This window comes from Roseixanthobacter psychrophilus (genome assembly GCF_043195195.1).
Classification (GTDB): domain Bacteria; phylum Pseudomonadota; class Alphaproteobacteria; order Rhizobiales; family Xanthobacteraceae; genus NCEH01.
The window spans coordinates 11,483-36,051 of record NZ_JBAFWT010000040.1 but is presented as its reverse complement, the minus strand read 5'-3'; the positions used below and the strand labels follow the sequence as shown (position 1 = coordinate 36,051).

General features: G+C 62.8%; 24 protein-coding genes. 14 read left to right on the top strand and 10 right to left on the bottom strand.

From position 1 onward, the window contains the following. Positions 1-166 precede the first annotated feature (166 nt). Genes V5F77_RS23675 through V5F77_RS23665 form a run of 3 tightly spaced genes read left to right on the top strand, consistent with a single transcriptional unit; the run spans position 167 to position 1,901 of the window. Complete coding sequence (locus V5F77_RS23675) at positions 167-409, top strand: type II toxin-antitoxin system VapB family antitoxin (RefSeq protein ID WP_132034802.1); 243 nt, start codon at positions 167-169, stop codon at positions 407-409. Then, positions 409-807 carry a type II toxin-antitoxin system VapC family toxin gene (locus V5F77_RS23670; RefSeq protein ID WP_132034800.1) on the top strand — a complete coding sequence of 133 codons (399 nt, stop codon included), beginning with the start codon at positions 409-411 and terminating at the stop codon, positions 805-807. The genes V5F77_RS23675 and V5F77_RS23670 overlap by 1 nt, the downstream gene beginning before the upstream one ends. Then, positions 807-1,901: a site-specific integrase gene (locus V5F77_RS23665; RefSeq protein WP_132034798.1), complete on the top strand. Its 1,095-nt coding sequence runs from the start codon at positions 807-809 to the stop codon at positions 1,899-1,901. Before V5F77_RS23670 ends, V5F77_RS23665 begins: the two co-directional genes overlap by 1 nt. 47 nt (positions 1,902-1,948) lie before the next feature. On the opposite strand, the gene repC is transcribed toward V5F77_RS23665, so the two are convergent. From repC to repA, 3 genes are all read right to left on the bottom strand, one after another. After that, positions 1,949-3,226, bottom strand: a complete 1,278-nt coding sequence (repC, locus tag V5F77_RS23660) for a plasmid replication protein RepC (protein WP_132034796.1) — start codon at positions 3,224-3,226, stop codon at positions 1,949-1,951. Positions 3,227-3,394: 168 nt separating this feature from the next. After that, positions 3,395-4,387: a plasmid partitioning protein RepB gene (gene repB, locus V5F77_RS23655; protein ID WP_132034794.1), complete on the bottom strand. Its 993-nt coding sequence runs from the start codon at positions 4,385-4,387 to the stop codon at positions 3,395-3,397. Between the two features lie 72 nt (positions 4,388-4,459). Continuing rightward, entirely contained in the window at positions 4,460-5,647 is a 1,188-nt protein-coding gene (gene repA, locus V5F77_RS23650; RefSeq protein WP_132034792.1) for a plasmid partitioning protein RepA, read from the bottom strand. A gap of 473 nt (positions 5,648-6,120) precedes the next feature. Here repA and trbB point away from each other — a divergent pair, with 473 nt between their 5' ends. The 11 genes from trbB to trbI all read left to right on the top strand — a co-directional run bounded on the left by trbB (position 6,121) and on the right by trbI (position 15,654). Continuing rightward, positions 6,121-7,083 carry a P-type conjugative transfer ATPase TrbB gene (gene trbB, locus V5F77_RS23645; RefSeq protein ID WP_132034790.1) on the top strand — a complete coding sequence of 321 codons (963 nt, stop codon included), beginning with the start codon at positions 6,121-6,123 and terminating at the stop codon, positions 7,081-7,083. Further along, positions 7,073-7,441 (top strand): TrbC/VirB2 family protein, encoded by a 369-nt coding sequence (locus V5F77_RS23640; RefSeq protein WP_132034788.1) that lies wholly within the window; start codon positions 7,073-7,075, stop codon positions 7,439-7,441. Before trbB ends, V5F77_RS23640 begins: the two co-directional genes overlap by 11 nt. After that, positions 7,434-7,733, top strand: a complete 300-nt coding sequence (locus tag V5F77_RS23635; RefSeq protein WP_132034786.1) for a conjugal transfer protein TrbD — start codon at positions 7,434-7,436, stop codon at positions 7,731-7,733. Before V5F77_RS23640 ends, V5F77_RS23635 begins: the two co-directional genes overlap by 8 nt. A gap of 9 nt (positions 7,734-7,742) precedes the next feature. Continuing rightward, positions 7,743-10,190: a conjugal transfer protein TrbE gene (locus tag V5F77_RS23630; protein ID WP_132034784.1), complete on the top strand. Its 2,448-nt coding sequence runs from the start codon at positions 7,743-7,745 to the stop codon at positions 10,188-10,190. Continuing rightward, positions 10,183-10,962 carry a P-type conjugative transfer protein TrbJ gene (gene trbJ / locus V5F77_RS23625; protein WP_245504810.1) on the top strand — a complete coding sequence of 260 codons (780 nt, stop codon included), beginning with the start codon at positions 10,183-10,185 and terminating at the stop codon, positions 10,960-10,962. The genes V5F77_RS23630 and trbJ overlap by 8 nt, the downstream gene beginning before the upstream one ends. 14 nt (positions 10,963-10,976) lie before the next feature. After that, a complete protein-coding gene (gene trbK / locus V5F77_RS23620; RefSeq protein WP_429007736.1) occupies positions 10,977-11,186 on the top strand; it encodes an entry exclusion protein TrbK in 210 nt (69 codons plus the stop codon). Continuing rightward, a complete protein-coding gene (gene trbL, locus V5F77_RS23615; RefSeq protein WP_132034777.1) occupies positions 11,180-12,367 on the top strand; it encodes a P-type conjugative transfer protein TrbL in 1,188 nt (395 codons plus the stop codon). The genes trbK and trbL overlap by 7 nt, the downstream gene beginning before the upstream one ends. A gap of 32 nt (positions 12,368-12,399) precedes the next feature. Then, positions 12,400-13,062 (top strand): conjugal transfer protein TrbF, encoded by a 663-nt coding sequence (gene trbF / locus V5F77_RS23610; protein ID WP_132034775.1) that lies wholly within the window; start codon positions 12,400-12,402, stop codon positions 13,060-13,062. Between the two features lie 65 nt (positions 13,063-13,127). Further along, complete coding sequence (gene trbG / locus V5F77_RS23605) at positions 13,128-13,907, top strand: P-type conjugative transfer protein TrbG (protein ID WP_245504815.1); 780 nt, start codon at positions 13,128-13,130, stop codon at positions 13,905-13,907. 2 nt (positions 13,908-13,909) lie between these two features. Further along, a complete protein-coding gene (gene trbH / locus V5F77_RS23600) occupies positions 13,910-14,371 on the top strand; it encodes a conjugal transfer protein TrbH (RefSeq protein WP_207916149.1) in 462 nt (153 codons plus the stop codon). Then, complete coding sequence (gene trbI, locus V5F77_RS23595; protein ID WP_132034773.1) at positions 14,368-15,654, top strand: IncP-type conjugal transfer protein TrbI; 1,287 nt, start codon at positions 14,368-14,370, stop codon at positions 15,652-15,654. Before trbH ends, trbI begins: the two co-directional genes overlap by 4 nt. A gap of 125 nt (positions 15,655-15,779) precedes the next feature. Here trbI and V5F77_RS23590 read toward each other — a convergent pair whose 3' ends face one another. The 7 genes from V5F77_RS23590 to traA all read right to left on the bottom strand — a co-directional run bounded on the left by V5F77_RS23590 (position 15,780) and on the right by traA (position 24,397). After that, positions 15,780-16,502, bottom strand: coding sequence for a helix-turn-helix transcriptional regulator (locus tag V5F77_RS23590; protein ID WP_165933832.1), 723 nt, complete (start codon positions 16,500-16,502; stop codon positions 15,780-15,782). Positions 16,503-16,801: 299 nt separating this feature from the next. After that, complete coding sequence (locus V5F77_RS23585) at positions 16,802-17,512, bottom strand: LytR/AlgR family response regulator transcription factor (RefSeq protein WP_132034769.1); 711 nt, start codon at positions 17,510-17,512, stop codon at positions 16,802-16,804. Continuing rightward, positions 17,497-18,375 (bottom strand): sensor histidine kinase, encoded by an 879-nt coding sequence (locus V5F77_RS23580; protein WP_165933831.1) that lies wholly within the window; start codon positions 18,373-18,375, stop codon positions 17,497-17,499. Before V5F77_RS23580 ends, V5F77_RS23585 begins: the two co-directional genes overlap by 16 nt. 402 nt (positions 18,376-18,777) lie before the next feature. Beyond that, positions 18,778-19,395 (bottom strand): lysozyme family protein, encoded by a 618-nt coding sequence (locus V5F77_RS23575; protein WP_132034765.1) that lies wholly within the window; start codon positions 19,393-19,395, stop codon positions 18,778-18,780. A 7-nt stretch (positions 19,396-19,402) separates the two neighbouring features. Further along, positions 19,403-20,569, bottom strand: coding sequence for a conjugal transfer protein TraB (locus tag V5F77_RS23570; RefSeq protein ID WP_245504809.1), 1,167 nt, complete (start codon positions 20,567-20,569; stop codon positions 19,403-19,405). Then, on the bottom strand, positions 20,559-21,092 hold the full coding sequence (gene traF / locus V5F77_RS23565; protein ID WP_132034761.1) for a conjugative transfer signal peptidase TraF: 534 nt from the start codon (positions 21,090-21,092) through the stop codon (positions 20,559-20,561). The genes V5F77_RS23570 and traF overlap by 11 nt, the downstream gene beginning before the upstream one ends. Beyond that, entirely contained in the window at positions 21,089-24,397 is a 3,309-nt protein-coding gene (gene traA, locus V5F77_RS23560; protein ID WP_132034759.1) for a Ti-type conjugative transfer relaxase TraA, read from the bottom strand. Before traA ends, traF begins: the two co-directional genes overlap by 4 nt. Positions 24,398-24,569: the final 172 nt, after the last annotated feature.

Here is a 24,569-nt window from a genome sequence, read left to right as displayed (position 1 = left end):
CGGCGGCCACCGGCCGGGCCGGAGGCAGCGAGATTCGCGTTCCGCAGGTGTCGGTTTTTCGGGAACGGGTGGCGCAGGGCAAAGGCTGGCGAGCGCGCCAACATGCTCTGTATGGATGATCTCATCCATACGTCATGATAAACGCGTCCATACACAGGAGCGCCCGATGCGAACGCTACAGATCCGTGATGAACGCGCCCGCGCGCTGGCCGAACAGCTCGCGGCGCAGCGCAAGGTTACGATGACCGAAGCGGTGATCCAAGCGCTGGAGAGCGAGCTGACGCGGGAGAAGGACAAGGAGCCGCTGGCCAGCCGGCTCAAACGCATCGCCACCGCCCTCGCAGCAGAGGGACAGCCCACCGGCCGGGAGATGAGCAAGGACGAGATAGACGGGATGTGGAGCCGCTGATGTTCGTGGACAGCTCAGTCCTCGTGGCGATCCTCGCCGATGAGCCGGACGCCGCCGGCTTCGCCACCAAGCTCGCCGCGGCACCGCACCGCTACACCTCGGGCCCGGCGGTCCTCGAAGCCGCGATCCGCTTGTCGCGCCGGCTCGCCGTCGACCCTGTGGCGGCGGAGACGCGCCTCAGCCAGGTCCTGGAAGAGGCGCGGATCTCCCTCATTCCAATCAATGGCAGCATCACGAAGCGCGCCGTCGCGGCCGTCGCGGCCTTCGGCATGGATGGGAACCATCCGGCCCAGCTCAGCCTCGCCGATTGCCTGTCCTACGCCAGCGCGCGGGCCTATCGGGTGCCCCTGCTGTTCAAGGGCGCGCATTTCTCGCAGACCGACATCGAGGTGGCGTGATGATGGCCAGCAGCGCTCCCATCGATGACCAGCCCCACGAGGATGACGACTCGGCCGCCGGCGCAGGTTCAACGCAACCGATCGCCCAGGCCCCCTCCCCTGCCCTGCCGGCGCATCTCACGCGCCTGACCGAACGGGCGCGCGATTACATCGATGCGGCGAGCTCGGCGAACACCCGCCGCGCCTACGCCTCCGACTGGAAGCACTTTTCCAGCTGGTGCCGCCGGCAGGGACTGGAGCTCCTTCCCCCCTCCCCGCAAGTCGTCGGGCTCTACATCACCGCGTGTGCCTCGGGCGCCGCGGTTCCCTGCGGCAAGCCGAACACCGTCTCGACCATCGAGCGGCGGCTGTCGGCGATCGGCTGGAACTACACCCAGCGCGGCACGCCGCTCGACCGCAGCGATCGCCACATCGCCACCGTGCTCGCTGGCATCCGCAACACCCATGGCGCTCCGCCCCGGCAGAAAGAAGCCGTGCTGCCCGAGGACGTCATTGCCATGCTCGAAACGCTCGACCGTGGATCGCTCCGCGGCCTGCGCGACCGGGCCATGCTGCTGCTCGGCTTCGCCGGCGGCCTGCGACGCTCCGAGGTCGTCGGGCTGGACGTCGGCCGGGATCACACCGAGGACGGGACCGGCTGGATCGAGATCCTCGACAAGGGTCTTCTGGTGACGCTGCGGGGCAAGAACGGCTGGCGCGAGATCGAGGTGGGCCGTGGCTCGTCCGACGCCACCTGCCCGGTCGTCGCGCTGGAGACCTGGCTCAGACTGGCCAAGATCGGCCACGGTCCGCTGTTCCGCCGCGTGACCGGCCGGGGCAGGGATGTCGGTCCCGATCGGCTCAACGACCGCGAGGTCGCGCGGCTGGTCAAGCGCACGGCCCTCGCCGCCGGCGTCCGTGGCGATCTCACCGAAGGCGAACGGGAAGAGAAATTCGCCGGCCATTCCCTGCGCGCCGGGCTGGCTTCTTCGGCCGAAGTCGATGAACGCCATGTCCAGAAGCAGCTCGGCCACGCCTCGGCCGAAATGACCCGCCGCTATCAGCGCCGGCGCGACCGGTTTCGGGTGAACCTCACCAAAGCCGCCGGGCTGTAGGACCGGGTTCACGGTTCCGCAGCCATCCATCCGCGCCGAGGATAGCATCACGGCGTCTCGCCGGGGATCCGGCGAGCAGACCCCGCCGATCCCCGAGCTCCGCCGCCGCCCCCTGCCCCGTCGGCTTGCGCATCCAGCTTCGCCCGCAAGAGCGCCATCACCATCGGCCAGGTCGAGAACTTCCCATCCTGGGCGCGCTTCGTCAGGCTGCGCAGATAGCCCCCATGGCTCGAGATGTATTCGGCCCGCTGCAGGATCGCGGCGATGACCGTGGCCGCATTGGTTTCGCCCATTGCTGCGCATGCATCCTGATAGGCACTCGGGCTAATCCCGAGGAAAGCCCGCGCCAGTTGTGCCGTGGCTAGAAGGTCGCGCCAGGTCCTGATTTCGCTGCCCGGAGCCAGGATCACGATCTCCGGGCAGGCCTCAAGCACAATCCCAAGCGGCAGATCCCGTTCCGTGAGCGCACGGAGGTTATCGGGAGCTGCGGCTTCCGCCTTCTCACTCTTCCGAAGGCCCTGTTCAGATTCATGTTGGGAGTCTGGGTTTGAATTCTGTTTGTGACGCTCAGCTTGAGACTCATTGACGCTTGAATTCTGGGAATTGAGGAAGTCTTCCAGCGCCTTATGCACAGCGCCTCGGAGATCGGAGAGCTCCGCCAAGATCACGGCGATGGTCGCCTTCGACGCTGATCTCGGCAGCCGCCCCATCAGGTCCTCGTAGCGCGCCCGATGGGCTCGCCAGTCTCCTGGAACGCCCTCCTCGATGCCGGCGGCGATCAACTTCACCACATCCCGGCGCGCGATCGTCAGCCGCTCGCGCACAATCCGCAGCGCCTTCTTCTCAGCCTGCACCGCCTCGGCGAGCGTCCTGAACTCCTCCGCACGCGCCACGATCGGCGCCAGGTCGAATCCGTAGGCCTGTTCTATCTCGCCCGTTGGCCCCTTTCGGGCAAAGCGCTTTCCGTTGGGGCTGTCTCTGCGAATGACCAAGCCACAATGCACGAGGACCGCAATGTGTCGGCGGAGCGTCGCGGGCGCCATCCCGTTCGCGCGATCGCTGAGCTGGTTGTTGGACGGAAACACCACGAGATCAGAGTCCGCGCACAGCGTCGTCTCCTGGTGGAACGAGAGGAGGGCGCTCAGGATGGCGAGAGAGCGATCGGATGCGCCAATCGCCTCACGGGCTTCCCGGATGTGCTGGAACACCTTCCATTTGTGAACGATGGCTTCCGGTGGGGCGGCACGCGACGCCATCTGCGTCGAAATTTGGTCAAGCGTCATCGGGCGCCGCCCAAAGGGCGTCGTTGCGACATGCGTCTGCATTTTCCTTCACCTATCGCTAGGCAAAAGAAGTCCGGCCTCCAAAACGGCATACGTCAGCATGCCGGTTGGCCTTGACACTGATTCGCGGAAGTGGGATTCTCTCAGTCGCCAAACTGAAAAGAGAAGGGCTTCCGGAACTCCGTTTCGGGGGCCTTTTTCTTTTGCGGGTTAGCCTCCATTTTCCTGTGAACCGACGTCCTGCCGAAAGGCCTCGTAGAGACGATCGAGATTCTCCGACAGGTACTCACCAAACGCGCGGGCGTCAGAGCTCTTGGCTTTGAGCGCCAACGTGAACTTCTTGCTCTCGATCGCCATATCGGCGCTCAATGAGCTGTCCGAAGATGCCCAGGTCTTTTTCTCCGGCTCGGCCTTAGCGCGCTTGCGCGCCGGCACGGTCTTCAGACGTCGAACAAAAAGCTCGAAGCGCTGATCACCTGCGGCCTCGGTAACGGCTGGATCGCGAAGAAGCTCATCCGCGCGTGCATTGTTTGCCGGGTTGTCCAGGAGGAGCTTGAGTTCGTACCAGCGGTCCCGACCGATTCCCTTTGCCTGCTCGAGGGCACCCAGCACGCCTGCCGGCAGGTTCGCCACAGCCAGAAGCTTCGAGAGCGTGCCACGGTCGACAGACAGCGCGCTCATGATCGTCGCGTTGTCGTCGTCGTAGCGCAGTCGAGCGAGCTCTCCGGCAAACAGCGCGCGGTCAATGAACGGCACATTCGCCCGAGCTGAGTTCTCCTGGCCGAGCGCAACAACGTGGTCGCGGTCCTCCATCTCCTTGACGATCGCGCGCACCGTCCGGCCCAGGGCCTGGGCGACCTTGAGGCGTCGATGCCCGAAGACAACCATGTAGCGCCCGGCCGCTTTTGGATGCGGCCGAACCAGGATCGGCGTGTCTTGGCCCCGATCGCGAATTGCGGAAAGGACGACATTGAACTCTTCCGGATCATCTGTCCGCCGATCGCGCACGAACGAGGGATCAATCAGGTCCGGCTCGAGTTCGATGACCGTCTCGCCTTCCGCAAGCTTATCGGCCTTGGCCGCCATCTCATCTAGCGAGCTGAGAAGCGATCGAGATGCGCCCTTGGCCGCATAGTCCAGCACAGAGCGGTCCAGCGCTGGCCCACTGGCCGATAGGTTTGCGAGTGGATTTTTACGAGCCATCTCACGCGCCTCTCAAACATGCTAGATGATTGAAAGTGTGCTGGTTTTTATGGGTTTTGACTGCAGTCAACATCACAGCCGCCCCCACGCTTTGTGAATCAGAGCCTGAACCTCGAAATTGACGGCGTCCAAGGCCTCGATGGCGCGGTCGTAGGTATCGCGGTTGAAGTTAGCGCGCTCGACCTCGTAGAGCGTCTGCTTAGTCAAGCCGGCGTCGGAGATGGCCGTGGACTTCACCATCGGGTGTTTCAAGATTTCCTCGGTGAGCATCGACTGCATGAAGCCGAGCATCTGGACCTGCGGCACATCCGTCGCCTCGTAACGGGTGATCAAGTAACGGAGCCAGTCAATCTTCACCGGCGCCCCATTCTTCCGAATGGCCTGCACGAAATTTCCGAGCATGAGAAGGAACTGGCTCATCGACATCAGGTCGAGCATCTGCGGATGAACGGTGATGAGCACCGACGACGACGCAGTTAGCGCGGTCAGGGTCAGGAAGCCGAGCTGGGGAGGGCAGTCGATCACGACGACATCGAAGCGGTCGTCGACATCTTCGAGCGCCCGGCTGAGCCGCGTGAAGAACAGTTTGCCCTCACTCGAACGCTGCATGAACAGCGGCGTATCATACTCGTACTCCTGCAGCTCCAAGTTCGCCGGAATGATTTCGAGAAGCGGAAAGTTCGTCGGCGCAATGACGTCGGCGATCGGCTTACGCTTCTCATCGTACCGGATAGCGTCATAGAGCGAGGGATTCCGGTCGATCTCGGGCTGGAATCCGTGCAACGCAGACAGGGACGCCTGGGGGTCGAGATCGATCGCCAGCACACGGTGGCCTGTCAGCGCTAGGTGCTGAGCGAGATGGGCGGCCGTCGTCGTCTTTCCCGAGCCGCCCTTGAAATTCACAACCGCGATGACTTGAAGCTTCTCGCCCGGCTTACGGTAGGGGACATACTTCTTCGCGTCCGAACGGCCGTTCTTATCGAGATAGTGCCGGAGCTCGATCATCTGCTCAGCGGTGTAGAAGCGTCGTCCGCCACCCGCGATAAGAGGCTCCGGGCCCTTGCCCTCCAGGTGAAGCCGCTTAAGGTTGTTTGGGGAGACGCCGAGATAATGGGCGACCTCGGCCATAGGAAAACGGCGAAGCGTCTTCTTCGCGTCCGGCGGGAATTTCTCCAGCCGGAGCTGATCGAGCTTGCGAGAGATCTCCGCTCCCTGAGCTAGGATCTTCTCATCAAATTCGAATGATGGAAGTGAACCCATCCTTCCCGCCTCGATTCAGATAATGGCGCCAGCAGCGCCTAAAGTGCCGATTTAGCGCCAGTATGTGCGATTCCCCCCCGCTGGCAAGGAGATAAGGGTTACTGAAAAGTAAACGCCGCTCCGAATCGAACCCTATGCTAGGCGATCGATCAGCAATAGTCGCCTTATTTTCAATAGCTTAGCCTATAACGCAAACGTAGCTGCTACCCCGCATAAATGCCGGGTCCAAGCTCTCTTCAAGCGATGCGAGGCACCGGCTCAGTGCAAGGCCTTCGCCGCAGAATCGGCAGCCTCCGGTTCCACTGGTCCCCTATTTGCGGCTGGCCCGGCATTTCTGCCGGGGTGACCCTCGTGCCGTCCACATGCTGGTTTCCTTCACCACGATTTGGGTGAGGGACATTCACCGTGAACAGCACGAGCTTTCGAGCTTTCCAGGCTGAGGTATGCCACATCGCCGGCGTCGGGACGGCGCGGTGATGGAGCTGCGCTCCCACCCGCGACTGGTCCGCAAGCTCCAGACTGCTCTTGGTGACACCATTTGCTCAGCCTTGGATGAGCCGACTGTCGTTGAAATCATGGTCAATCCAGACGGGCGTCTCTTCATCGAGCGGCTAGGGCAGGGGATGACGCACGCTGGCTCGATGCCTTCCGGCTCGGCGGAGATCATCATCGGAAGCGTTGCGCACGCACTCCAATCCGAGGTCGATCACGAGAAGCCGATCGTCTCAGGGGAGCTGCCAATTGGAGGGCATAGGTTCGAGGGCCTTCTGCCGCCCATCGTCCAGTCGCCTAGCTTCACGATCCGCAAGCGAGCCTCCAAGCTCATCAGCCTGGAGGAGTATGTCGGCGCCGGCGTGCTGACCGAGGGCCAGTTCAAGGCCATCCGTAATGCCATCGAGGCACGCCTCAATATCGTGATCTCGGGCGGAACTGGGAGCGGCAAAACCACGCTCGCCAACGCCGTCATCACCGAAATGGTGAATGTCGCCCCCGACCACCGTCTGGTGATCCTGGAGGACACCGGCGAGATCCAATGCGCCGCCGAAAACGCGGTTTCCCTGAAGACCAGCGACGCGGTCGACATGGCCCGCCTCCTGAAGAGCACTATGCGCCTCCGGCCGGATCGGATCATCGTCGGGGAGGTGCGCGATGGCGCTGCGCTGACCTTGCTCAAGGCTTGGAACACAGGTCACCCGGGCGGTGTCACGACCATCCATAGCAACACCGCCCAGTCGGCACTGCGCAGGCTCGAGCAGCTTACCGCTGAGGTGAGCCACCAGCCGATGCGCGAGGTGATCGGCGAGGCAGTGGACCTGATCGTCTCGATCGAGCGCACACCGCGCAACCGCTGCGTGCGGGATGTCGTGCACGTCGAGCGCTACGTCGACGGTGCCTACCAAATGGAAATCTGCGGAGGAGTTCAGCATGCTGGGTAGACGGGCAATGCGCGTGGGGTTTGCGGTCGCGGTTCTCGCACTTGCGGCGGGACCGGCGATGGCCGCCACCGGCGGCGGGGGCGGCCTTCCCTGGGAAGCCCCCCTCCAGCAGATCCAGCAGTCCATCACTGGACCCGTCGCAGGCTTCATCGCCCTAGCCGCGGTCGCGGTTGCGGGCGGCATGCTCATCTTCGGTGGCGAGCTGAACGATTTCGCGCGGCGCCTCATGTACGTGGTGCTGGTCGCCGGCATCCTGCTCGGCGCCACCCAGATCGTCGGCATGTTCGGGGCGACCGGCGCATCGATCGGCGACGTGAGCTCGCTGATCGATAGGGCAGGGGGCAGCCTAGATGGCTGATGTGCCGTCCCCGCTTGCCCGGAGCCTTATCCACCGGGCGCTTTCGCGGCCGAACCTCCTCATGGGCGCTGACCGCGAGCTCGTTCTTGTGACGGGCCTCGCCGCAATCATCCTGATCTTCGTGGTGTTGACCTGGTACGCCGCACTTCTCGGTCTAGTGATCTGGTCCGTGGTCGTCGGCATGCTGCGAATGATGGCCAAGTCCGACCCGCTGATGCGGCAGGTCTATGCGCGACACATTCGCTATCGGCCCGATTACCGGCCGACGTCGTCACCGTGGCGCAGATACTGAGGCGGGTCCATGGTCGCGCTGCGTGATTTCCGCCATCACGGACCGTCGTTCGCCGATCTCCTGCCATATGCTGGCGTCGTGGCCGACGGCGTGATCCTCCTTAAGGACGGCTCGCTCATGGCGGGCTGGTACTTCGCGGGCCCCGACTCCGAAAGCTCGACCAATCCCGAGCGGAACGAAGTCTCGCGACAGATCAACACGATCCTCGCACGCCTGGGCTCTGGATGGATGATCCAGGTCGAGGCGGTCAGGATCCCGGCGACGGAGTACCCTCAACCACAGGCAAGCCGATTTCCAGATGCGGTCACCCTTGCGATCGATGCCGAACGCCGCGCCCACTTCGAGCGTGAGGGCGGTCATTTCGAGAGCCAGCATGCACTCATCTTGACCTATCGGCCGACAGAGCGCCGCCGCTCGGGGCTCACCCGCTACATGTATTCCGACTCCGAAAGCCGGACGGCGCGATACGGCGACCTAGTGCTGGAAGCTTTTCAGAACGCGATCCGGGAAGTCGAACAGTATCTTGCGACCGTTCTCTCAATCCGACGCATGCGCGTGCGCGTGGCGCAGGAGGCGAATGGCCCGGCTCGTTACGACGAGCTGTTCCAGTTCATCCGGTTCTGCATCAGCGGCGAGAACCATCCGGTGCGCCTGCCCAGCGTGCCGATGTATTTGGACTGGCTCGCAACTGCGGAGCTCCATCACGGCCTCTCCCCGTTGCTCGATGGCCGATACCTGTCGGTCGTCGCGATCGACGGCTTTCCGGCGGAGAGCTGGTCCGGGATCCTCAACTCACTCGACTTGATGCCCCTGACCTACAGGTGGTCGAGCCGCTTCATGTTTCTCGACGAGCAGGAAGCGCGACAACGCCTCGAGCGCACGCGGAAGAAATGGCAACAGAAAGTCCGACCCTTCTTCGATCAGCTGTTCCAGACGAGCTCGCGTTCCATCGACCAGGACGCACTGGCGATGGTGGCAGAAACCGAGGACGCTATTGCCCAGGCCGCGTCACAGCTTGTCGCCTATGGGTACTACACCCCGGTCATCGTCCTCTTCGACAGCGACGAGGCGCGCCTGCGGGAGAAATCCGAGGCTGTGCGCCGCCTCGTACAGGCCGAAGGGTTCGGGGCGCGCATCGAAACCCTGAACGCAACCGAGGCCTATCTCGGCAGCCTTCCCGGAAACTGGTACGCCAATGTCCGCGAACCGCTCATCAACACCCGGAACCTCGCCGACCTCATCCCGCTCAACTCGGTCTGGTCCGGAAGCGCCGTCGCGCCATGCCCCTTCTTCCCGGTCGGTTCTCCGCCGCTGATGCAGGTCGCGTCCGGCTCGACCCCTTTTCGATTGAACCTGCATGTTGACGACGTCGGCCATACCCTGATCTTCGGACCGACCGGGTCGGGAAAGTCCACTCTCCTCGCGCTGATCGCAGCGCAGTTCCGCCGCTACGACCGCGCCCAAGTCTTCGCCTTCGACAAGGGCGGCTCGATGCTGCCTCTGACGCTGGCCGTGGGCGGCGATCACTATGCCGTCGGCGGGGGAGGGGAGGGGGCGGCTGAGCTCTCCTTCTGCCCGCTAGCGGAGCTGGCCACCGACAGCGACCGCGCGTGGGCAAGCGAATGGATCGAGACGCTCGTCTCGATGCAAGGCGTGACGATCACGCCGGACCACCGAAATGCGATCTCGCGCCAGATCGGCTTGTTGGCGGCGGCGCAGGGCCGGTCGCTTTCTGATTTTGTCAGCGGGGTGCAGTTGCGGGAGATCAAGGACGCTCTCCACCACTACACCGTCGACGGTCCGATGGGCCATCTCCTCGACGCGGAAGAAGACGGGCTGACGCTCAGGGCGTTCCAGACCTTCGAGGTCGAGGAGCTCATGAACATGGGGGAGCGGCACCTGATCCCCGTGCTGCTCTATCTGTTCAGACGCATCGAGAAGCGTCTCACCGGCGCACCAAGCCTGATCATCCTGGACGAGGCCTGGCTGATGCTCGGCCACCCGATCTTCCGGGACAAGATCCGGGAATGGCTGAAGGTGCTACGCAAGGCGAATTGCGCCGTAATCCTCGCGACGCAGTCCATCTCCGACGCCGACCGGTCGGGGATTATCGACGTGCTGAAGGAGTCTTGCCCGACGAAAATCTGCCTGCCGAATGGCGCGGCGCGCGAACCCGGAACGCGCGAGTTCTACGAGCGCATCGGCTTCAACAGCCGGCAGATCGAGATCGTCGCGACCGCCACCCCCAAACGCGAATACTACGTCGCGTCCCCGGAAGGCAGGCGCCTTTTCGATATGGCGTTGGGGCCGATCGCGCTCGCATTCGCCGGGGCCTCCGGAAAGGAGGACCTCGCCCGGGTCCGCGCGCTCCGGCAGGCCTTCCAGGAAGCGTGGCCCATCCATTGGCTTACGGAGAGAGGGGTTGGGAATGCCCACACACTGCTCGCCAATGCGTAGCGCGATCACCGCCGCCTTTGCGCTCGCCTGCGTCATCGCAGCGGTCCCGGCGCACGCCGGTGCGGCCGCCGGCGGCGCGACGGAATTCACGCAGCTGCTGAACAACGGCGAGCTCGTGAGCCTCGTCGGCAAATCCGCCGATCAGATCACCAATCAGCTCAAGCAGATCGACCAGCTGGCGCAGCAGATCCAGAATCAGCTGAACATCTACAACAACATGCTCCAGAACACGGCGCGCCTGCCAAGCCATGTGTGGGGTCAGGTCGAGCAGGATCTCAACCGCCTGCAGAGCGTCGTTGCCCAAGGGCAGGGGATCGCCTTTTCCGGTGGCAACATCGACGATGTCCTAAGACAGCGCTTCCAGAGCTATTCGTCATTTCGAGGCGCTCTCCCAGGCGGCACGACGTTCTCCAGCTCGTATCAGAGCTGGTCCGACACCAACCGCGATACGATCGCCGGTACCCTGCGGGCGGCAGGCTTGACCTCCGAACAGTTCGGCACGGAGGAAGCGACGATGTCCTCGCTTCGCTCGATGTCCGAGACGGCCGACGGGCAGATGAAGGCCCTCCAGGTCGGCCACGGGATCGCAGCCCAGCAGGTCGACCAGTTACAGAAGCTGCGCGGTCTCTTCTCGCAGCACATGGCGATGGTGGGCACCTGGTACCAAGCGGACCAGGCACAGAAAGACCTGGCCCAAGCGCGACGGGAGCAATTCTTCAACGCACCGGTCAATGGTGTTCGCGGCGGCCAGACGATGGAACCGCGCTGGTGAGCCCGCGGATCCTCATGCTCATCGTGGGCGGGCTTATCGCCATTGGCGCGAGCGTCACCATCTGGATCGCCGCGCGACCGGCATCTGCTCCGGCATCGGCCGATGCCGCCCCGGCGATTGTCACTTCTTCAGATTCGCAGCGCCGCGAACGGGCCGAGAAGTTCCTAGGCGGCAACCCCAATATCGATGTGCGGGGCGGACAGGAGATGCGCCCGCGATGGTGAGCCATGATCCCCCACGCGCCGGCCTGACGACTGTTCTGGTGGTTGGCATTGTTCTCCTGGCTGTGGAGCCGGCCCTGGCGCAACAGGGCGCTGTCCTCACTACGCTGGAGAACTCCGTCGTCACTGCGGCCAAGGGCTGGGAGGCAACGGTGACGAGCGCGGCGCGCTCGCTATTCTGGATCCTCGCTGCCATCGAGATCGGCATCGCTGCGGTCTGGCTCGCGCTTCAGGCCGCCTCGCTCGACAGCTGGTTTGCCGAGCTGGTGCGCCGGATCATGTTCATTGGCTTTTTCGCGTTCGTCCTCGATCGCGGCCCAGCACTCGCCAAAGCCATCGTCGACAGCCTTTTCCAGATCGGCGCCGGCGGTGGCTCCGCTTCGCCCGCGAACATCTTCGATGCCGGAATCCGCGTGGCATCGAAGATGTCGGAGCAAGCGAAGTTCGGCCTCTTCGAGGACAACGCGCTCGCTATCGCCGCGGTCTTCGCCATGGTCGTCGTTGTCATCTCCTTCAGCCTGGTCGCGGCGATCTTCGTCGCCGTCATGGTGGAGATGTATGTCGGGCTTCTCGCCGGCATGATCATGCTCGGGCTCGGCGGCTCATCCTTCACAAAGGATTTCGCCGTCCGATACCTCGTCTACGCGTTCAGCGTCGGCATGAAGCTGATGGCGCTCGTCATGATCGCGCGCATCGGCTCCGACGTCCTCCTTGGCCTCGCTGAAGCGCCCACGGCGTCCTCGGACCAGTTCATCACCACCTTGGCGATCGCCGGCATCTCCGTCGTGGTCTTCATCATCGCCATGTACGTCCCGAGCATCCTCCAGGGCGTCGTGCAGGGGGTCTCCGTGTCGAGCGGGATGGAAGGCATTCGCCACGGATCGCAGGCGGCAAACTTCGCCCTTGCCACTTCGGTGGGTGGCGCCTCGCTTGCCTGGGGCGCCGCCAAGGCCGGCGCCGCATCTTATTCCGATGCGCGGGCCCAAGGGTCCTCAATGGCCGGGGCCGCGCTCAAGGGGATGGCCGGTGGCATTGGCGCCGCGGGTGGCGCGGTGGCGGCCGCCGCTCGCGACCAAGCCATGGACGCCCGGGGCACGTTCGGCACATCCACACTCGGCCTCGCAAATGCCAAGCTCGATGAGGCTCGCAAACAATCCATGGGAAATAGGGGAGGGGGGAAATGACGCCCGCCGTTCGCAAAAAGGGGAGGCCTTGAATGCCATCGCCGAGCACTCCAGAAAGCCCCTACCTTGCCGCGCGCCAAGAATGGAACGAGCGCTACGGCTCCTACGTCCGAGCGGCTGCGGCCTGGCGGACCGTGGGCATCATCGCCCTCGCCATGGCGGTCGTCAGCAGCTCGTACGCGCTCTATCAGAGCACGCAGGTCAAACTGGTTCCCTACATTGTCGAGGTCGATAAGCTCGGTACGGCTGCAAGTGGCGGCTACCCTCAACAGATCGAGTATGCCGACCCGCGCGTGGTGCGAGCGACCCTTGGAAGCTTCATCTCGGCATTCAGATCGGTGACGCCCGACACGGTCGTGCAGAAGCGGTACATCGACCGCGCTTACGCGATGCTGCGGACCTCAGATCCCGCGACAGAGAAAGTGAACGGCTGGTTCCGTTCGAACTCGCCTTTCGAGAAGGCAAAGGGGGCGACCGTCGCGGTCGAGGTGAACAACATCGTCGCCCTGTCACCTCAGTCCTGGCAGATCGATTGGACCGAGTTTGAACGCGACCGACAGGGCAAAGAGCTCGCTGCGCGGCGCTTTCGCGGTGTTGCAACGGTGACCCTGACCCCGCCGCAGGATGAGGGGGTTATTCGGCTCAATCCGATCGGGCTGTACCTCAAAGACTTCGATTGGACCGCCCAGCTATGATCGCCACAACATCGTTCGCCATGGATACGACTAGGAGCAGGCTTTTCGCATGCGCCCTCGCCATCATGGCATCAACCGCCTTCAGCACCACGGCGGTGCGAGCCCAAGGAATGACTGCCAACGAGGCGCGAGGGACCGCGATCTCATCGCGTTGGCAGCAGGGCAGGGGTCTCGTCACCCGCGGCCCGGACGGGCAAGTCATATTCCTTTATGGCGAGGTCCAGCCATCCGTCGTCTGCTCGCCCCTCCAGGTCTGCGACATCGAGCTCCAAGGGGGTGAGGTGGTCCGTGACGTGCTCGTCGGGGACACGGTCCGGTGGAAAGTCGAGCCCGCGACTTCCGGCGCAGCCGGCGCTCAGGCCGTGCACCTCATCGTCAAGCCGGCCGAGGCTGGCCTTGTGACCTCGATGGTGGTGACGACGTCGCGGCGGACCTACCACATCCAATTGAAGTCGAGCTCCGGCCAGTACATGGCGCGTGTTGCATTCGCCTATCCCGAAGACGTCAGTGCGAAGCTTTCGGAGGTCAACGCACGTGTCCAGGCGGGTGGTGCCGGCGGCATTCCAGCCGAGCAGCTGAATTTCGAGTTCCAGGTCATTGGAAATGCGACCTGGCGCCCGTCGCGGGTCTATTCGGACGGACTGAAGACCTACATCCAGTTCCCGTCGGCATTGCCCGGGCAGGACGCGCCTGTCTTGTTCGTCGCCTCGGGTGGGCAGAACCGCATCGTCAATTATCGCCTCAACGGAACGATGATGGTTGTCGACTATCAGATCGACGAAGCGATCCTGATTTCCGGCGTCGGCTGGACGCAGCAAAAAATCACGATCCGTCGCGGGGGCTGAGAATGGCGAACTTGGCAACCCTCTCCCGCGCGACGGCCGCGCTCCTGGCGGCAATGTGCCTTGCCGGCTGTGGGACCATGGGCGATGGCGCTCTTACAATGAGCTCTGGTCCCTCGGAGATTCCGCCGGCGGCTGCCGCCGCAATTGCCGGTGACATGGTCGGTCGGTTGAGTGAGCGGATCGGGCCCGCTCGTCCGACTGTTCAACTCAAAACCGATGGCTCCCCCTTCAGCCAGGCACTGCAAAGCTCGCTGAAGTCCTGGGGATATGGCGTGGTGACGGACGGCCAGGCCCAGACCGGCCCAACAATCACGCTCGCCTATGTCGTGGAGCCAATGGATGGGCAGTATCTCGCCCGCCTGTCGACGAGCGATTTCGACCTTGGACGTTTCTATCGCGTCACGACCGCCGGCGCCGCGCCTTCGAGCCCGCTCTCGGTGTTGGAGAGGGGGCAGATGTCATGAGTGGCTCTCTCAATCTCGGGGGCGCGCCTTCCCAACCTCCTCGCATCCGGCGCCTCAATCGCCTGCCGGTGGTCATCGCGATCGCCCTCGCGGTCGTGTTCTTCGGGGTGATCGTTTACGGGCTCTCGACCCGTGGCATGCGCTGGGCGGACCGCGGTCTTGAGGCCGGGTCCAATTCACCACCGGCATCCAGCTTTCGCGACCAGCTGAAGGCTGGGGTGCGTGACGGCATCATCGGCGCGCCACAGGAGGTCACACCCCCGCCGCCGACCGAACGGCCAGCGGAGGCCCACCCGCCTTCTCCGCCACCGGTGCCCACCCCTCCACGCACGGCCGGAACGTCCCAGGCGCTTGAGCCGGAGGAGGCTTGGCGTGCGCGTCTCCTCCGCGAGCAGGAAGAGCAATACATCCGGGAGCGCCAACGCCAGAGGATGGCCCAGCTGCAGGCCGACCACGCGGCCTACGATTCGCCCATTACCGTGGATATCAAGGGCGCGCAGGCGTCCGTGGCACGGCCGGGGCCGAATGGCGCTGCGATAGCGAGCACCGGCTCCCCGGCCAGTTCCTCCGACCTCTATACGGCCGCATTAAAGGGCGGCTTAGGAGGGGCAGTCGATCCGAATGGCCAGAATGCCAAGGAGACCTTTTTCAACCAGGACTTAAAACAGGTCGGCTACCTGCCCAATCAGGTCGTTACACAGACCTCCCGTTTCGAACTCAAGCGCGGCTCGGTTATTCCGGCGACGTTGATCACGGGCATCAATTCGGATCTTCCCGGCCGCATCACGGCCCAGGTTAGCCAGAACGTCTATGACAGCGCGACCGGCCATTGCTTGCTGATCCCGCAAGGCACGAAACTACTGGGCAAGTACGACTCCAAGGTGTCGTTCGGACAGAGCCGCGTGCTCGTGGTGTGGACCGACATCATTTTTCCGAACGGCTCGACACTACAGATTGGCAACATGGCGGGAACAGACGCCGCAGGGTATGGCGGCTTCAATGACGAGGTCGACAACAAGTATTTCCAGACCTTCGGGTCGGCGATCCTTGTCGCGCTGATCGGCGCCGGCATCAACGCGGCGACGCCACAGAGCAATAATCCCTTCAACAGCACCAACAGTGCGCAGTTCGCTGCTCAACAGTCTTTCGTGGAAACCTTCGGCCGGTTCGCCCAGGAGACGATCTCAAAAAACCTGAATGTCCAACCGACGCTTCAGATCCGGCCGGGATACCAATTCAACGTCCTCGTGGACCAGGATATTGTCTTTCCGGCTTCTTACTGAAATTGAATTGTCCAAGCTGAGGTTAGATCGAGTACCCAGCGGGGCAAATCGCGCTAGCGGCCCTTCCATATCTCCGAGGGCCGATACACTGATCGCAACCGAAGGACTTTGGCTCACCCTGGCGGTCAGATTAACTCACGTGTAGTGGCGATCCACACGGCATGCGCTATGTTCGCCGCATGGAGCTTTTCCCGAGCCTGCTCAAGGTAGAATCTCACGGTCTTCTCAGTAATACCGAGCATACTTCCTGTTTCAGCCTTCGTCTTACCCATAGACGCCCACTTAAGACAAGTGAGTTCGCGAGGTGATAGAGTTATATCGGCGGCGTTCAAAAGGGCCGATCCAAGTCGCGTAATGTTGAGATGCAGGAGGGCAACTGCCGTCGTCACGTGTGTGGGGTCGCGAACGGCGATGGTCTCGGTCGGGCGCTCTGAGGCCAGGGTCAGCATTGCCATGGTTCCGAACCCGACCCTGATGGGAATAGAAAACCCCGAGACTCGCCCGAACGCCTTTGCTTCCTCGATTATCTCAGAAACCTCGGGATTTGCCCGCCCCATTACCGGTCCCGACCACGCAAACGGCAGCATCGACCGCCGAGCGGTCACGACAACTGGATCGATCGCAAAGTAATTCCTGGAGAGATAACGTTGAACCCACTCTTCTGGGTAGTTTGAGAAGAGACGACTCTCTGCTGCCCTGATAGCGGCGTACGTGAAGCGCTCGAAACCGGCGCGGTCCGCAAATCGAGCAAGTGCGCTCTTAATTGTCTGCGCATCCTGAGCAACTTCCATGGCATCGATCAAATCGGGCACATAGTCGTCCAGAAAACGCTCCGCTGCCGCCGACATCCACTTCTCCATCCGGCAGGCTTGGCCCTCCATGGCCGAGCTGCCGCGTTCCTTCCGGATGCCTGCGGAGGGCAGCCGGCAAATTTCTGACATGATGGAGATGGCACGATCGATTCAGTTTCGCAGCGGCACGAGACTTACGGATCGACGAGCATGACATTAAAATCGGTCAGCATGGCGTAGAGCGCAAAGGCTCGAGGTGTGCAGCCGAACGACGACAATCGGCTTTTCCATTTGCCATGCACATCATCTACACGGCGCTGCTAAAACATGAGTGCTGAGAAGACCCAACGCGGCAGCTAGATGGGCCGCGACCGCAATACAGCTCGCAGCCGCAGCGCCGCCATCCGCCCGATCGTCAACGGCGACGATATTCCGTCCATCGTGAGCCAAATGTCATCACGTGAGCGCACGTCAATTCGCCGAAGACGGTCTCGATTGATCATGAGGGACCGCCCGAGACGTAGGAAAGGTGGAGACGGGAGCTGGCTTTCAAAATGCTTCAGTGTCCTCAGCATCATCAATGCACCTTGGTCCGCGAGGAGGACCTGTGTGAAGTCTCCATCGGCCTTTAATGCGACGATCTCTTGCGGAGCGACCAGAACGGAACGGCTGGGCGTCCGCAGTTCAATCGGGGGGTGAAATGCGCGCTCACTAAGGAGCGCTTTCTCAACCCGCACGATGGTTTCCGCCAGCCGCTCCTCGTCCACCGGCTTCAAAATGTAGTCCACCGCTGCTACCGAAAATGCATCCAGAGCGTGTTCAGGGTGCGCTGTGATGAAGACGATCTTCGGTGGTCTGTCAAAGTTGGAGATTACGTCAAATCCATTCGATCCGTTCAGAGCGATATCGAGGAATACGAGATCTGGACGCCTCGATGCGATGAGCTCCAGTGTGTCGGCAATTGCCTCCGCCTCTCCGACCACCTCGACGTTCGGATGATCGGCGAGAAGGCGTCGCAGCCCCAGGCGAGCGCGAGGCTCGTCGTCGACAATCAGGACGCGGAGCATGGCTCACCCTCCAGCACCAGCGTCGCAAGAACATGATCAACTCCACCTGCGCCCGGATTGATTTGGCGGAGCGCAAAATGATGCCGACCAGGATAATGCACCTCCAGCCGTCGACGGACATTCGCGAGCCCTATTCCGGCATGAGGAGGCGCCGGCGCATTGGACTCCAGCCTCCCCGTATTCTCAACTTCGGCTATCAGCGCCGTGTCTTGGAATGTGATGCGAACGCTAATCTCCAGCAGGGAGCTCCGATCACCGTGGTTCACGGCGTTTTCCACCAGGGGCTGAAGAAGGAAGTGTGCAATCGGCCGATCAGCGGCAGCTGGGTCGACCAGGACTGATGAATTTAGTCGCTCTCCGAAGCGATCTTTCTGGATAGCCAAATAAGCAATCAGACCTATTGCTTCATCCTCTGCCTGAACCACTGGATTTCGAATTCCGGCAAGTGAGTGCCTCAGGTACGCAGCGAGATCCTTCATCATTGGGAGTGCAGCACCGGAACCGCTTCTTACTTCCTCAATGATGCCGTTGAGTGCGTTAAACAAAAAATGTGGCTCAAGCTGAAGGCGCAGTTGGCGGATTTCCGCACGCAGTGCGTCCGCTTCTGCTGCAATGGCACGTCGCTGCTCGGATTGCTTTGCCATTTCCGCATGAACACAAAAGTATAAAATGCTCCAGCTCGCCAATACAAATGTGTAGTGAATGAATGGTATCAATAATTGTTCATACGTGCTCCAAAATGGAATACTCCAGCCCATCGTCAATCGTATTGATGCGATCAATCCAGAAATAATGATTCCGCCTGTTAGCGAGAGAATCACAATCATTCCAATGCTTTTTGCGATGGACTGAACCTTCGCCATGCGATCTAAATATATCCGCCGCATTCCCGCGGATAATATTAAAAATGCCGGAAATGCAATGACTGATAGTACAATTGAGACGAGTACATTTTCGTATATGAGCTGTCTATCAGAGAAATCTACTATAGCGAATAAACCCCAACCGATTATCTGAGCCCGCCAGAATCGCGGAATTCCGTCAAACCCAATGAAAGTTCTGGTCTCTTGGTATACGGACATTGTCTTTCCTCGGATCGGTCCAACCCGGCAATCGCGAGGATGATTATACAACCCCATGGTTGCAGACGTTTGTCACAGCCGGTTCCCATCCAAGTCGCCAGCATCACCGTGAGGGGACCAAGGGGACGTGGGAATTTGTGGCACCGGCTTCGTGGCGATGAAAATAATCTCTCTGATTTATTTCTATTTTCGGCCTGACAGTGCGCTTAGGTCTACCCTAATATCGGCCGTGTTGGGATTATTGGCCTTGGTCTCCAGATCCGGCTGCTGAACAGGCTGCGATTTTGCCCCTTCTCGACTGACTCCTTCATATGTTTGATCCCCGTTGATACTATCAGCTCCGCCATTAGCCTTCGGAGGACCTGGATCCGGCTGCGAAAAGACATACTCACCGTCAAAATAGCCGGTTTTCCATGCCGAGATCGCGTCTGTAAGCGCCTCGTCACGTGGTGCACCATACCATTTCACAACGATGCGATAGATTTTGCCGAACAGCTGCGTGCCGAGCTTGATGTTGGTGCAGGGGTCGACGACCTCCGTGATTTCGCTCGGGTCAGCCGTACCAACACCGGCTGGCAATTGAGTGATGCCGACGCGTACGACAGCGTGGCCCAGATAGCTCCGGATAAGCGATACCGCATCCTCTGGTGTCGCCGACGGTGGCACGAGGATCACTCGCTTTCCGGAGGTGATGGAGATCGCAAGCGGGTTATCGGAACCGACAGCGGAGACGAATTTTTCGACAATCGCGGGCTTGAGCGCCGGGTCGGCGCACTGCTTGATCATAGCGGCATCGAACATGGCGACCTCAGGTGTTGAAGGCGAGCACAAGTGGGAGGCCGAACAACCTCGCCCAGGCTTCTGCGTTGGCGTGCTGGATTGCGATGATGTTTGTGCCGGCCGCCCACCAGCCATTCCCTGCGCTAACGATCACATCGGGCGTGTGCAGCATCGATTGCAGCACCGGCCAGACAATGAGCTGCTCGTAGCAAATCAAGGGGGCAATGCGCCGGCCGGCGAGCGTCACAACGGGATTGGCGAAGAAGTCCGCCCGTGCTCCACTACCGGACCCCGACCCGTCTGACCACGGGCGCCACATTGAGACCGGGACTGGCATCCGCTCGCGATAAAGCACGCGTGCGCCTGCCGCCGAGACCTCCATCAGGACGTTGTCGTAACCCTCACGCGTGATCAGGATTGCGCCGAGAGCGATCACTGCCGGCTGACCCCGGAACCTTTCGACCCAGAGCCGTTCAACGGTCGCGGTCCATTGGCCAGCAGCGCTTTCCGGGAGAACCACCACCTCGGCGCCGGCTGCTACCGCGGCCTTCACATTCGCGATCGTCGCGGTCTGGAACGCGTAGGCTGTCCCTGGGCCAATGATGTCGCGGAGTTGCGTGTCGACGCCCACCCATCCAGTGGGAGTTGGAGGCGGCTGCCAATGGACAATGGCGATGCCCCACAGGCCCAGCAGAAGCGCGACCGGAAGCCACCGTCTCCCCGATGCCAGACCGACGAGCAGCATGAAGGCGGCCAGCAAACCAATCCATCCCATCGCAGGGAAGATGACGCCGGCGGCAGTGATCGGATGGGCCCAGCCAACGATGCCGAACGGTGGCAAGGCCATCAGGATCGCGGCGATGGCATATCGCGCCGGTCCGCTCCAGCCCGCCCGTTGCGTCCAGAGGGTCGCATGGACGAGAACAAAGCCAATGGAGGCGATGCCCCAGAGCGCGATGCCGGTCAAAAGGTCGCTCGCGAAGAACGTGGCCACGCCCTGCGGCAGCCCCCGCGATGCCGCGAGAAAGTAAGCCGCGGACGCCAAGCTCGCCACGGCGCGGTATGGAGCCAAAGACCAAATGGCCGGGAACAGCATCGCTGCCGGCAGCAACCGAGGATCGCCCTGCCAGGCGACCAGGCCGATCACTGCGCCGGCGGCGACGAGACCCGCGCTGAAGAGGGTTTCACCCGCCAAAGGTGAGGACCGGCTGCGCCAGCCCAATGACGCCGGCGGCGGGCACGGGCCCGAAATATCTGGAGTCATAGGAACCTTCAAATTCGGAGTGGAGGAAGAGAAAGCCTGCCGGCACGACCCCGCCGGAATAGGCGATGAGCGGCCTGCCCCCCGCGTCAGCAGCGCGGAGGTCGGAATGAGGAAGGAGGCGACCGTCGATCCGGATCGCGGCGCCAACATCGATTTGCTGGCCAGCGACCGCCACGATCTTTTTGATCAGCGGTGCGATCCAGCCTGGGCATGGACCGCCCAGGAGGTAACCCCGCTCTTTAGCTCGTTCAAAAATCTCCGAGGCCGGCGGGCAGATCAGCACCAGATCGCCGACCTCAGCCGGCCGAGATAGCGGCGAGACGCGCCAGAGGCCGACCGGATAACTCGGCGTCACATTGATGCGATAGCCGGCCAGCCCGGCGCCCAGAAATCCGCCAGCCACTGCGGCACCAACCGCGCCGACAATGATCGCCCGGCGTCGTGTGGCTTTCATTGGAGCGTCTGCCTCTGCCCCTGCTTCAGGCGCTGAGCCTCGGACTGACGAAGCGCCTGGGCGGTACGTTCTTGTGCGGCGAGCTGCTGGGCTGTGCGCATCGTCGGCCATGCGGTGGCCAGTTGCTCGCGCTGGGGCGCGTTCATGCCGGCCGCGAGCCGCTCGAATGAGGCGCCGACTGCTGCTTTCGAGGCATTCGGGAGGAAAGCGCGATCGCCAAAGCGCTCAGCGACCGCCTTGTTGAAGGCATCGATCTCGGCTTTGACCATCTTGTCCGAGAGCGCGAAGCCGAGAGCGCTCGGAAGGTCGTTTCTGTCGATGGCATCGCGCACGCGCTCAAGCACGCGGTGGGCCGCCGGAGAGAGCGCCGGCACATCGATGGATGCGCGCTGGCGGACCGACCGCTCCTCGGCCTCATGCTTGTGCTCCGCCTCCGCGCGCACGCGCAGGTAACGTTCGATGTCGTCCTTCAGAGCCGGCACGTTCAGCTCGGCACGCCGCCGATCTTCCTTCGAAGCCCTGCCGGCGAGCAACCCGACATTGCCGCGCAGGATACCGAAGGATTCGGGCTGTCGCGCCAGCCTCTCAAGCGTCGCTGACGCCGCCACAGGATCCTTCAGCATGGTGTCCAGGGCGAGCGCTTTGAACGCGGCCTCCGGCTGCGCATAGACGAGCTTGAAGCGACTGAGGATCTCCTCCCATTGCTTCTTGACGGCAGGATCGGCAAGGACCTTGTCCTCGATCGTGTGGACGATGGATTTCGGGAACGCGGCGACCCCTTCGACCATGGGCAGCGCCTCCTTGGACAGTGCGGTTGCGGACTTCTGATGGATCCCGACGAGCCCGATCTTCTCGCCGAGGGCGCGCAAGCGGGACACGAGATCGGCCAGCCTGTCTTTCTGCCGGAGCGTCCAGCGCGCCTGGTCCTGAACGAGCGCGCGCGCGACTTTGACGATGTGCAGCCCGCGGTGTGAGGCGAAGCGCAGCGCGTCGCGATAGAAGCGACCGCCGGCATAGTCGAGCGTCGTCTCCTTCGCGTTCGCCCTAGACAGCACCGCGGCAAGGCCCCCATTCATCGCGAACGAGCGCCGCCCGTAATAGAGCGCAACATCCAGGCGATGGCGGGTCATCACGACATAGGAGAGGTGCCGGTCGAGCGACAGCGTGGCAAGCACCTTCACACGATCGACCGTCGCACCCTGGGATTTGTGGATGGTCGTGGCATAGCCGTGATCGACATTGCGGTAGAAGCGCTGCTCGACGTTGATACGGCGTCGCTGCTCACCCTCGCCGAGCTCGACGACAATGCGACGCGGCGCGACTTCGGCGACCTTGCCGATCATCCCATTCTTGACGCCGAGGCCGGCATCATTCTTCAGGAAGACCACCTGGTCGCCGGCAGCGAAGCGGCGGACACCGTCCTCCGTCAGGAAGGCATGATCTTCCCCGAGGATCCCACGCTCGACGAGCTTGGCGCGCGCCAGCTCGTTCAGCATGCGCACATCCCGTCGGAGGTGCGCGAGGATCAGGGAGGAGGTCTGAGGATCGTACTCCCGGTTCCAGTCGCTGATCAGGTTGTCGATCGCCTGCGCCTTCAGCTCGGACGCGATGACCCGGCCGTGGGCCTCGTAGGTGGCGAGCGCCTCAGCGACCCGGCCGCGCGCGAAGTCGAACGACGCCTCGCGCATCCATTGCTCGCGCTGGCGACGGATGGTCTCGAGTTCGGCATATCCTATGCGCTCGGCGATGGCGCGGAAGGCGGCTCCCGCCTCGATGGGCTGGAGCTGATCGGGGTCGCCGATCAGGACGAGCTTTGCGCCTGCCCGGGACGCGGCTTCCACGAACATCGCCATCTGCCGGGAGGCGACCATGCCCGCCTCGTCGATGACGATGACCGTCCGGTCGTCGAGAAGGTCTCGGTCCTTCTGCCAGCGCAGCTCCCATGACGCGAGCGTCAGAGAGGAGATGCCAGCTTCCTTCTCGAGGCCCTCGGCGGCTTTGCCCGCGAGCGCCGCGCCGACAACCCGATAGCCGGCCGCTTCCCAGACCTCGCGGGCAGCCCCCATCATCGTGGTCTTTCCGGCGCCCGCCCGGCCGACCACCGCCGCAATGCGCGCCGGCGATGTGAGACGTTCGATCGCCGCGCGCTGCTCTCCGGACAGGGCCGCGTGGCGCGCCAGCGTCGCCTTAGATGCCGCCTCCGGAATGGCGAAGCCATTCGCCCGCGACAAGTGCGCAGCCCTGCGGGCCATGTCCGCCTCGAGGCGGATCAGCTCGCGGGTGGAGAGCCTGGCCGGCGCCCGCGCGCCGGTCGGAAACGCGATGCCCTCCGGCTCCAGGCGCACCACATCCGGGCTCTGGAGCACGCGCGCCATCAGCCCCTGAAAGATCCCGGCATCATTCACATAGCGGTGCAGCACCTTTGCGATGTCCCGCTCGTCGAAGACGCTCTTCTCCCGACTGACAATGTCCAGGACGATTTCAGGGCGACGCTCAATCCGCCGGGCATTTTCCGCCCGCTTCGCCTCGAAGATATCCAGTCGATCGAGCTTCGGCGCCGAGCCGTCTCGCGCTGCCCTTCGCTCGATCGCCTTGGCGGCCACGCCGATATGCGTGGTCGGGACAGTGTCGATCCCACGCTCGGCGTAGGATCGCCCGTCCACACGGACGTCGAGGCCCGCGAGCACGAGGTGGCGGTTCTGAAGGTCGATCCAGCTCGCACGTTGCGCAAGGAATTCGGCCTTCTCTCCGGCCCAGAGCCGGTAGCGGATCTTGCCGGCCTCAGTCCGCTGCGGCGCTCCGTTGTCGCCGAGCACCGGGACCTTCTTCGGGCCGAACCCGGATTCGGTCAACGGGCGCAAGGTCGTCATCAGATGGGCATGCGGATTGCCCGGCTCATCGTGGAAGACCCAGTCCGCGACCTGACCGCGCGAGAGGATGTGCTCCTTCACGAAGTCCCGCATCAGGGCAATGTTCTGCTCGATGCTGAGCTCCACCGGTAGCGCGATGATCGCCTCACGCGCGAACTGCGCATCCGGTCGCTTCTCGAAGGCCTCGACCTTGTTCCAGAAGGCCTCCGCGGCGCCTGATACGGACCGGTCGGCGATCAGCGCCCTGACCCAGGCGGGCGCGTCGGGTGGAAGAACAAACTCCTCGTGGGCGAGCCCGCGCTTATTCCCATAATCGACGGTCCGACCCTCGGCCTCGTGCTCCATCCGCGCGCAATGGCGGTAAGCGGCTGACAGCACCGCACTGCGCCCCGCGCCGCGGCTGATGATCTGGACCGTGAAATGGGTGATGGCCACGCCTGGGAGCGTCCCAGCAGATGGAGGTGGATGGCACTCCCCCGGAACGGCACCACGGCCAGAGGCCGGAAGCAGGACGTCGCGATCGCGACGTATAACTGCGCCCTTGGAACCGCTCCTTCGGAACGGCCGGGATCATCCGCCAAAGCGTCGGCTTCGCCGACCCGGCATT

Bases quoted from the DNA above. Each gene is read 5' to 3' on its own strand.
- V5F77_RS23675 (WP_132034802.1), top strand. From the start codon at position 167: ATGCGAACGCTACAGATCCGTGATGAACGCGCCCGCGCGCTGGCCGAA.
- V5F77_RS23670 (WP_132034800.1), top strand. From the start codon at position 409: ATGTTCGTGGACAGCTCAGTCCTCGTGGCGATCCTCGCCGATGAGCCG.
- V5F77_RS23665 (WP_132034798.1), top strand. From the start codon at position 807: ATGATGGCCAGCAGCGCTCCCATCGATGACCAGCCCCACGAGGATGAC.
- repC (WP_132034796.1), bottom strand. From the start codon at position 3,226: ATGCAGACGCATGTCGCAACGACGCCCTTTGGGCGGCGCCCGATGACG.
- repB (WP_132034794.1), bottom strand. From the start codon at position 4,387: ATGGCTCGTAAAAATCCACTCGCAAACCTATCGGCCAGTGGGCCAGCG.
- repA (WP_132034792.1), bottom strand. From the start codon at position 5,647: ATGGGTTCACTTCCATCATTCGAATTTGATGAGAAGATCCTAGCTCAG.
- V5F77_RS23640 (WP_132034788.1), top strand. From the start codon at position 7,073: ATGCTGGGTAGACGGGCAATGCGCGTGGGGTTTGCGGTCGCGGTTCTC.
- V5F77_RS23635 (WP_132034786.1), top strand. From the start codon at position 7,434: ATGGCTGATGTGCCGTCCCCGCTTGCCCGGAGCCTTATCCACCGGGCG.
- V5F77_RS23630 (WP_132034784.1), top strand. From the start codon at position 7,743: ATGGTCGCGCTGCGTGATTTCCGCCATCACGGACCGTCGTTCGCCGAT.
- trbJ (WP_245504810.1), top strand. From the start codon at position 10,183: ATGCGTAGCGCGATCACCGCCGCCTTTGCGCTCGCCTGCGTCATCGCA.
- trbK (WP_429007736.1), top strand. From the start codon at position 10,977: ATGCTCATCGTGGGCGGGCTTATCGCCATTGGCGCGAGCGTCACCATC.
- trbL (WP_132034777.1), top strand. From the start codon at position 11,180: ATGGTGAGCCATGATCCCCCACGCGCCGGCCTGACGACTGTTCTGGTG.
- trbF (WP_132034775.1), top strand. From the start codon at position 12,400: ATGCCATCGCCGAGCACTCCAGAAAGCCCCTACCTTGCCGCGCGCCAA.
- trbG (WP_245504815.1), top strand. From the start codon at position 13,128: ATGGCATCAACCGCCTTCAGCACCACGGCGGTGCGAGCCCAAGGAATG.
- trbH (WP_207916149.1), top strand. From the start codon at position 13,910: ATGGCGAACTTGGCAACCCTCTCCCGCGCGACGGCCGCGCTCCTGGCG.
- trbI (WP_132034773.1), top strand. From the start codon at position 14,368: ATGAGTGGCTCTCTCAATCTCGGGGGCGCGCCTTCCCAACCTCCTCGC.
- V5F77_RS23590 (WP_165933832.1), bottom strand. From the start codon at position 16,502: ATGTCGGCGGCAGCGGAGCGTTTTCTGGACGACTATGTGCCCGATTTG.
- V5F77_RS23585 (WP_132034769.1), bottom strand. From the start codon at position 17,512: ATGCTCCGCGTCCTGATTGTCGACGACGAGCCTCGCGCTCGCCTGGGG.
- V5F77_RS23580 (WP_165933831.1), bottom strand. From the start codon at position 18,375: ATGGCGAAGGTTCAGTCCATCGCAAAAAGCATTGGAATGATTGTGATT.
- V5F77_RS23575 (WP_132034765.1), bottom strand. From the start codon at position 19,395: ATGTTCGATGCCGCTATGATCAAGCAGTGCGCCGACCCGGCGCTCAAG.
- traF (WP_132034761.1), bottom strand. From the start codon at position 21,092: ATGAAAGCCACACGACGCCGGGCGATCATTGTCGGCGCGGTTGGTGCC.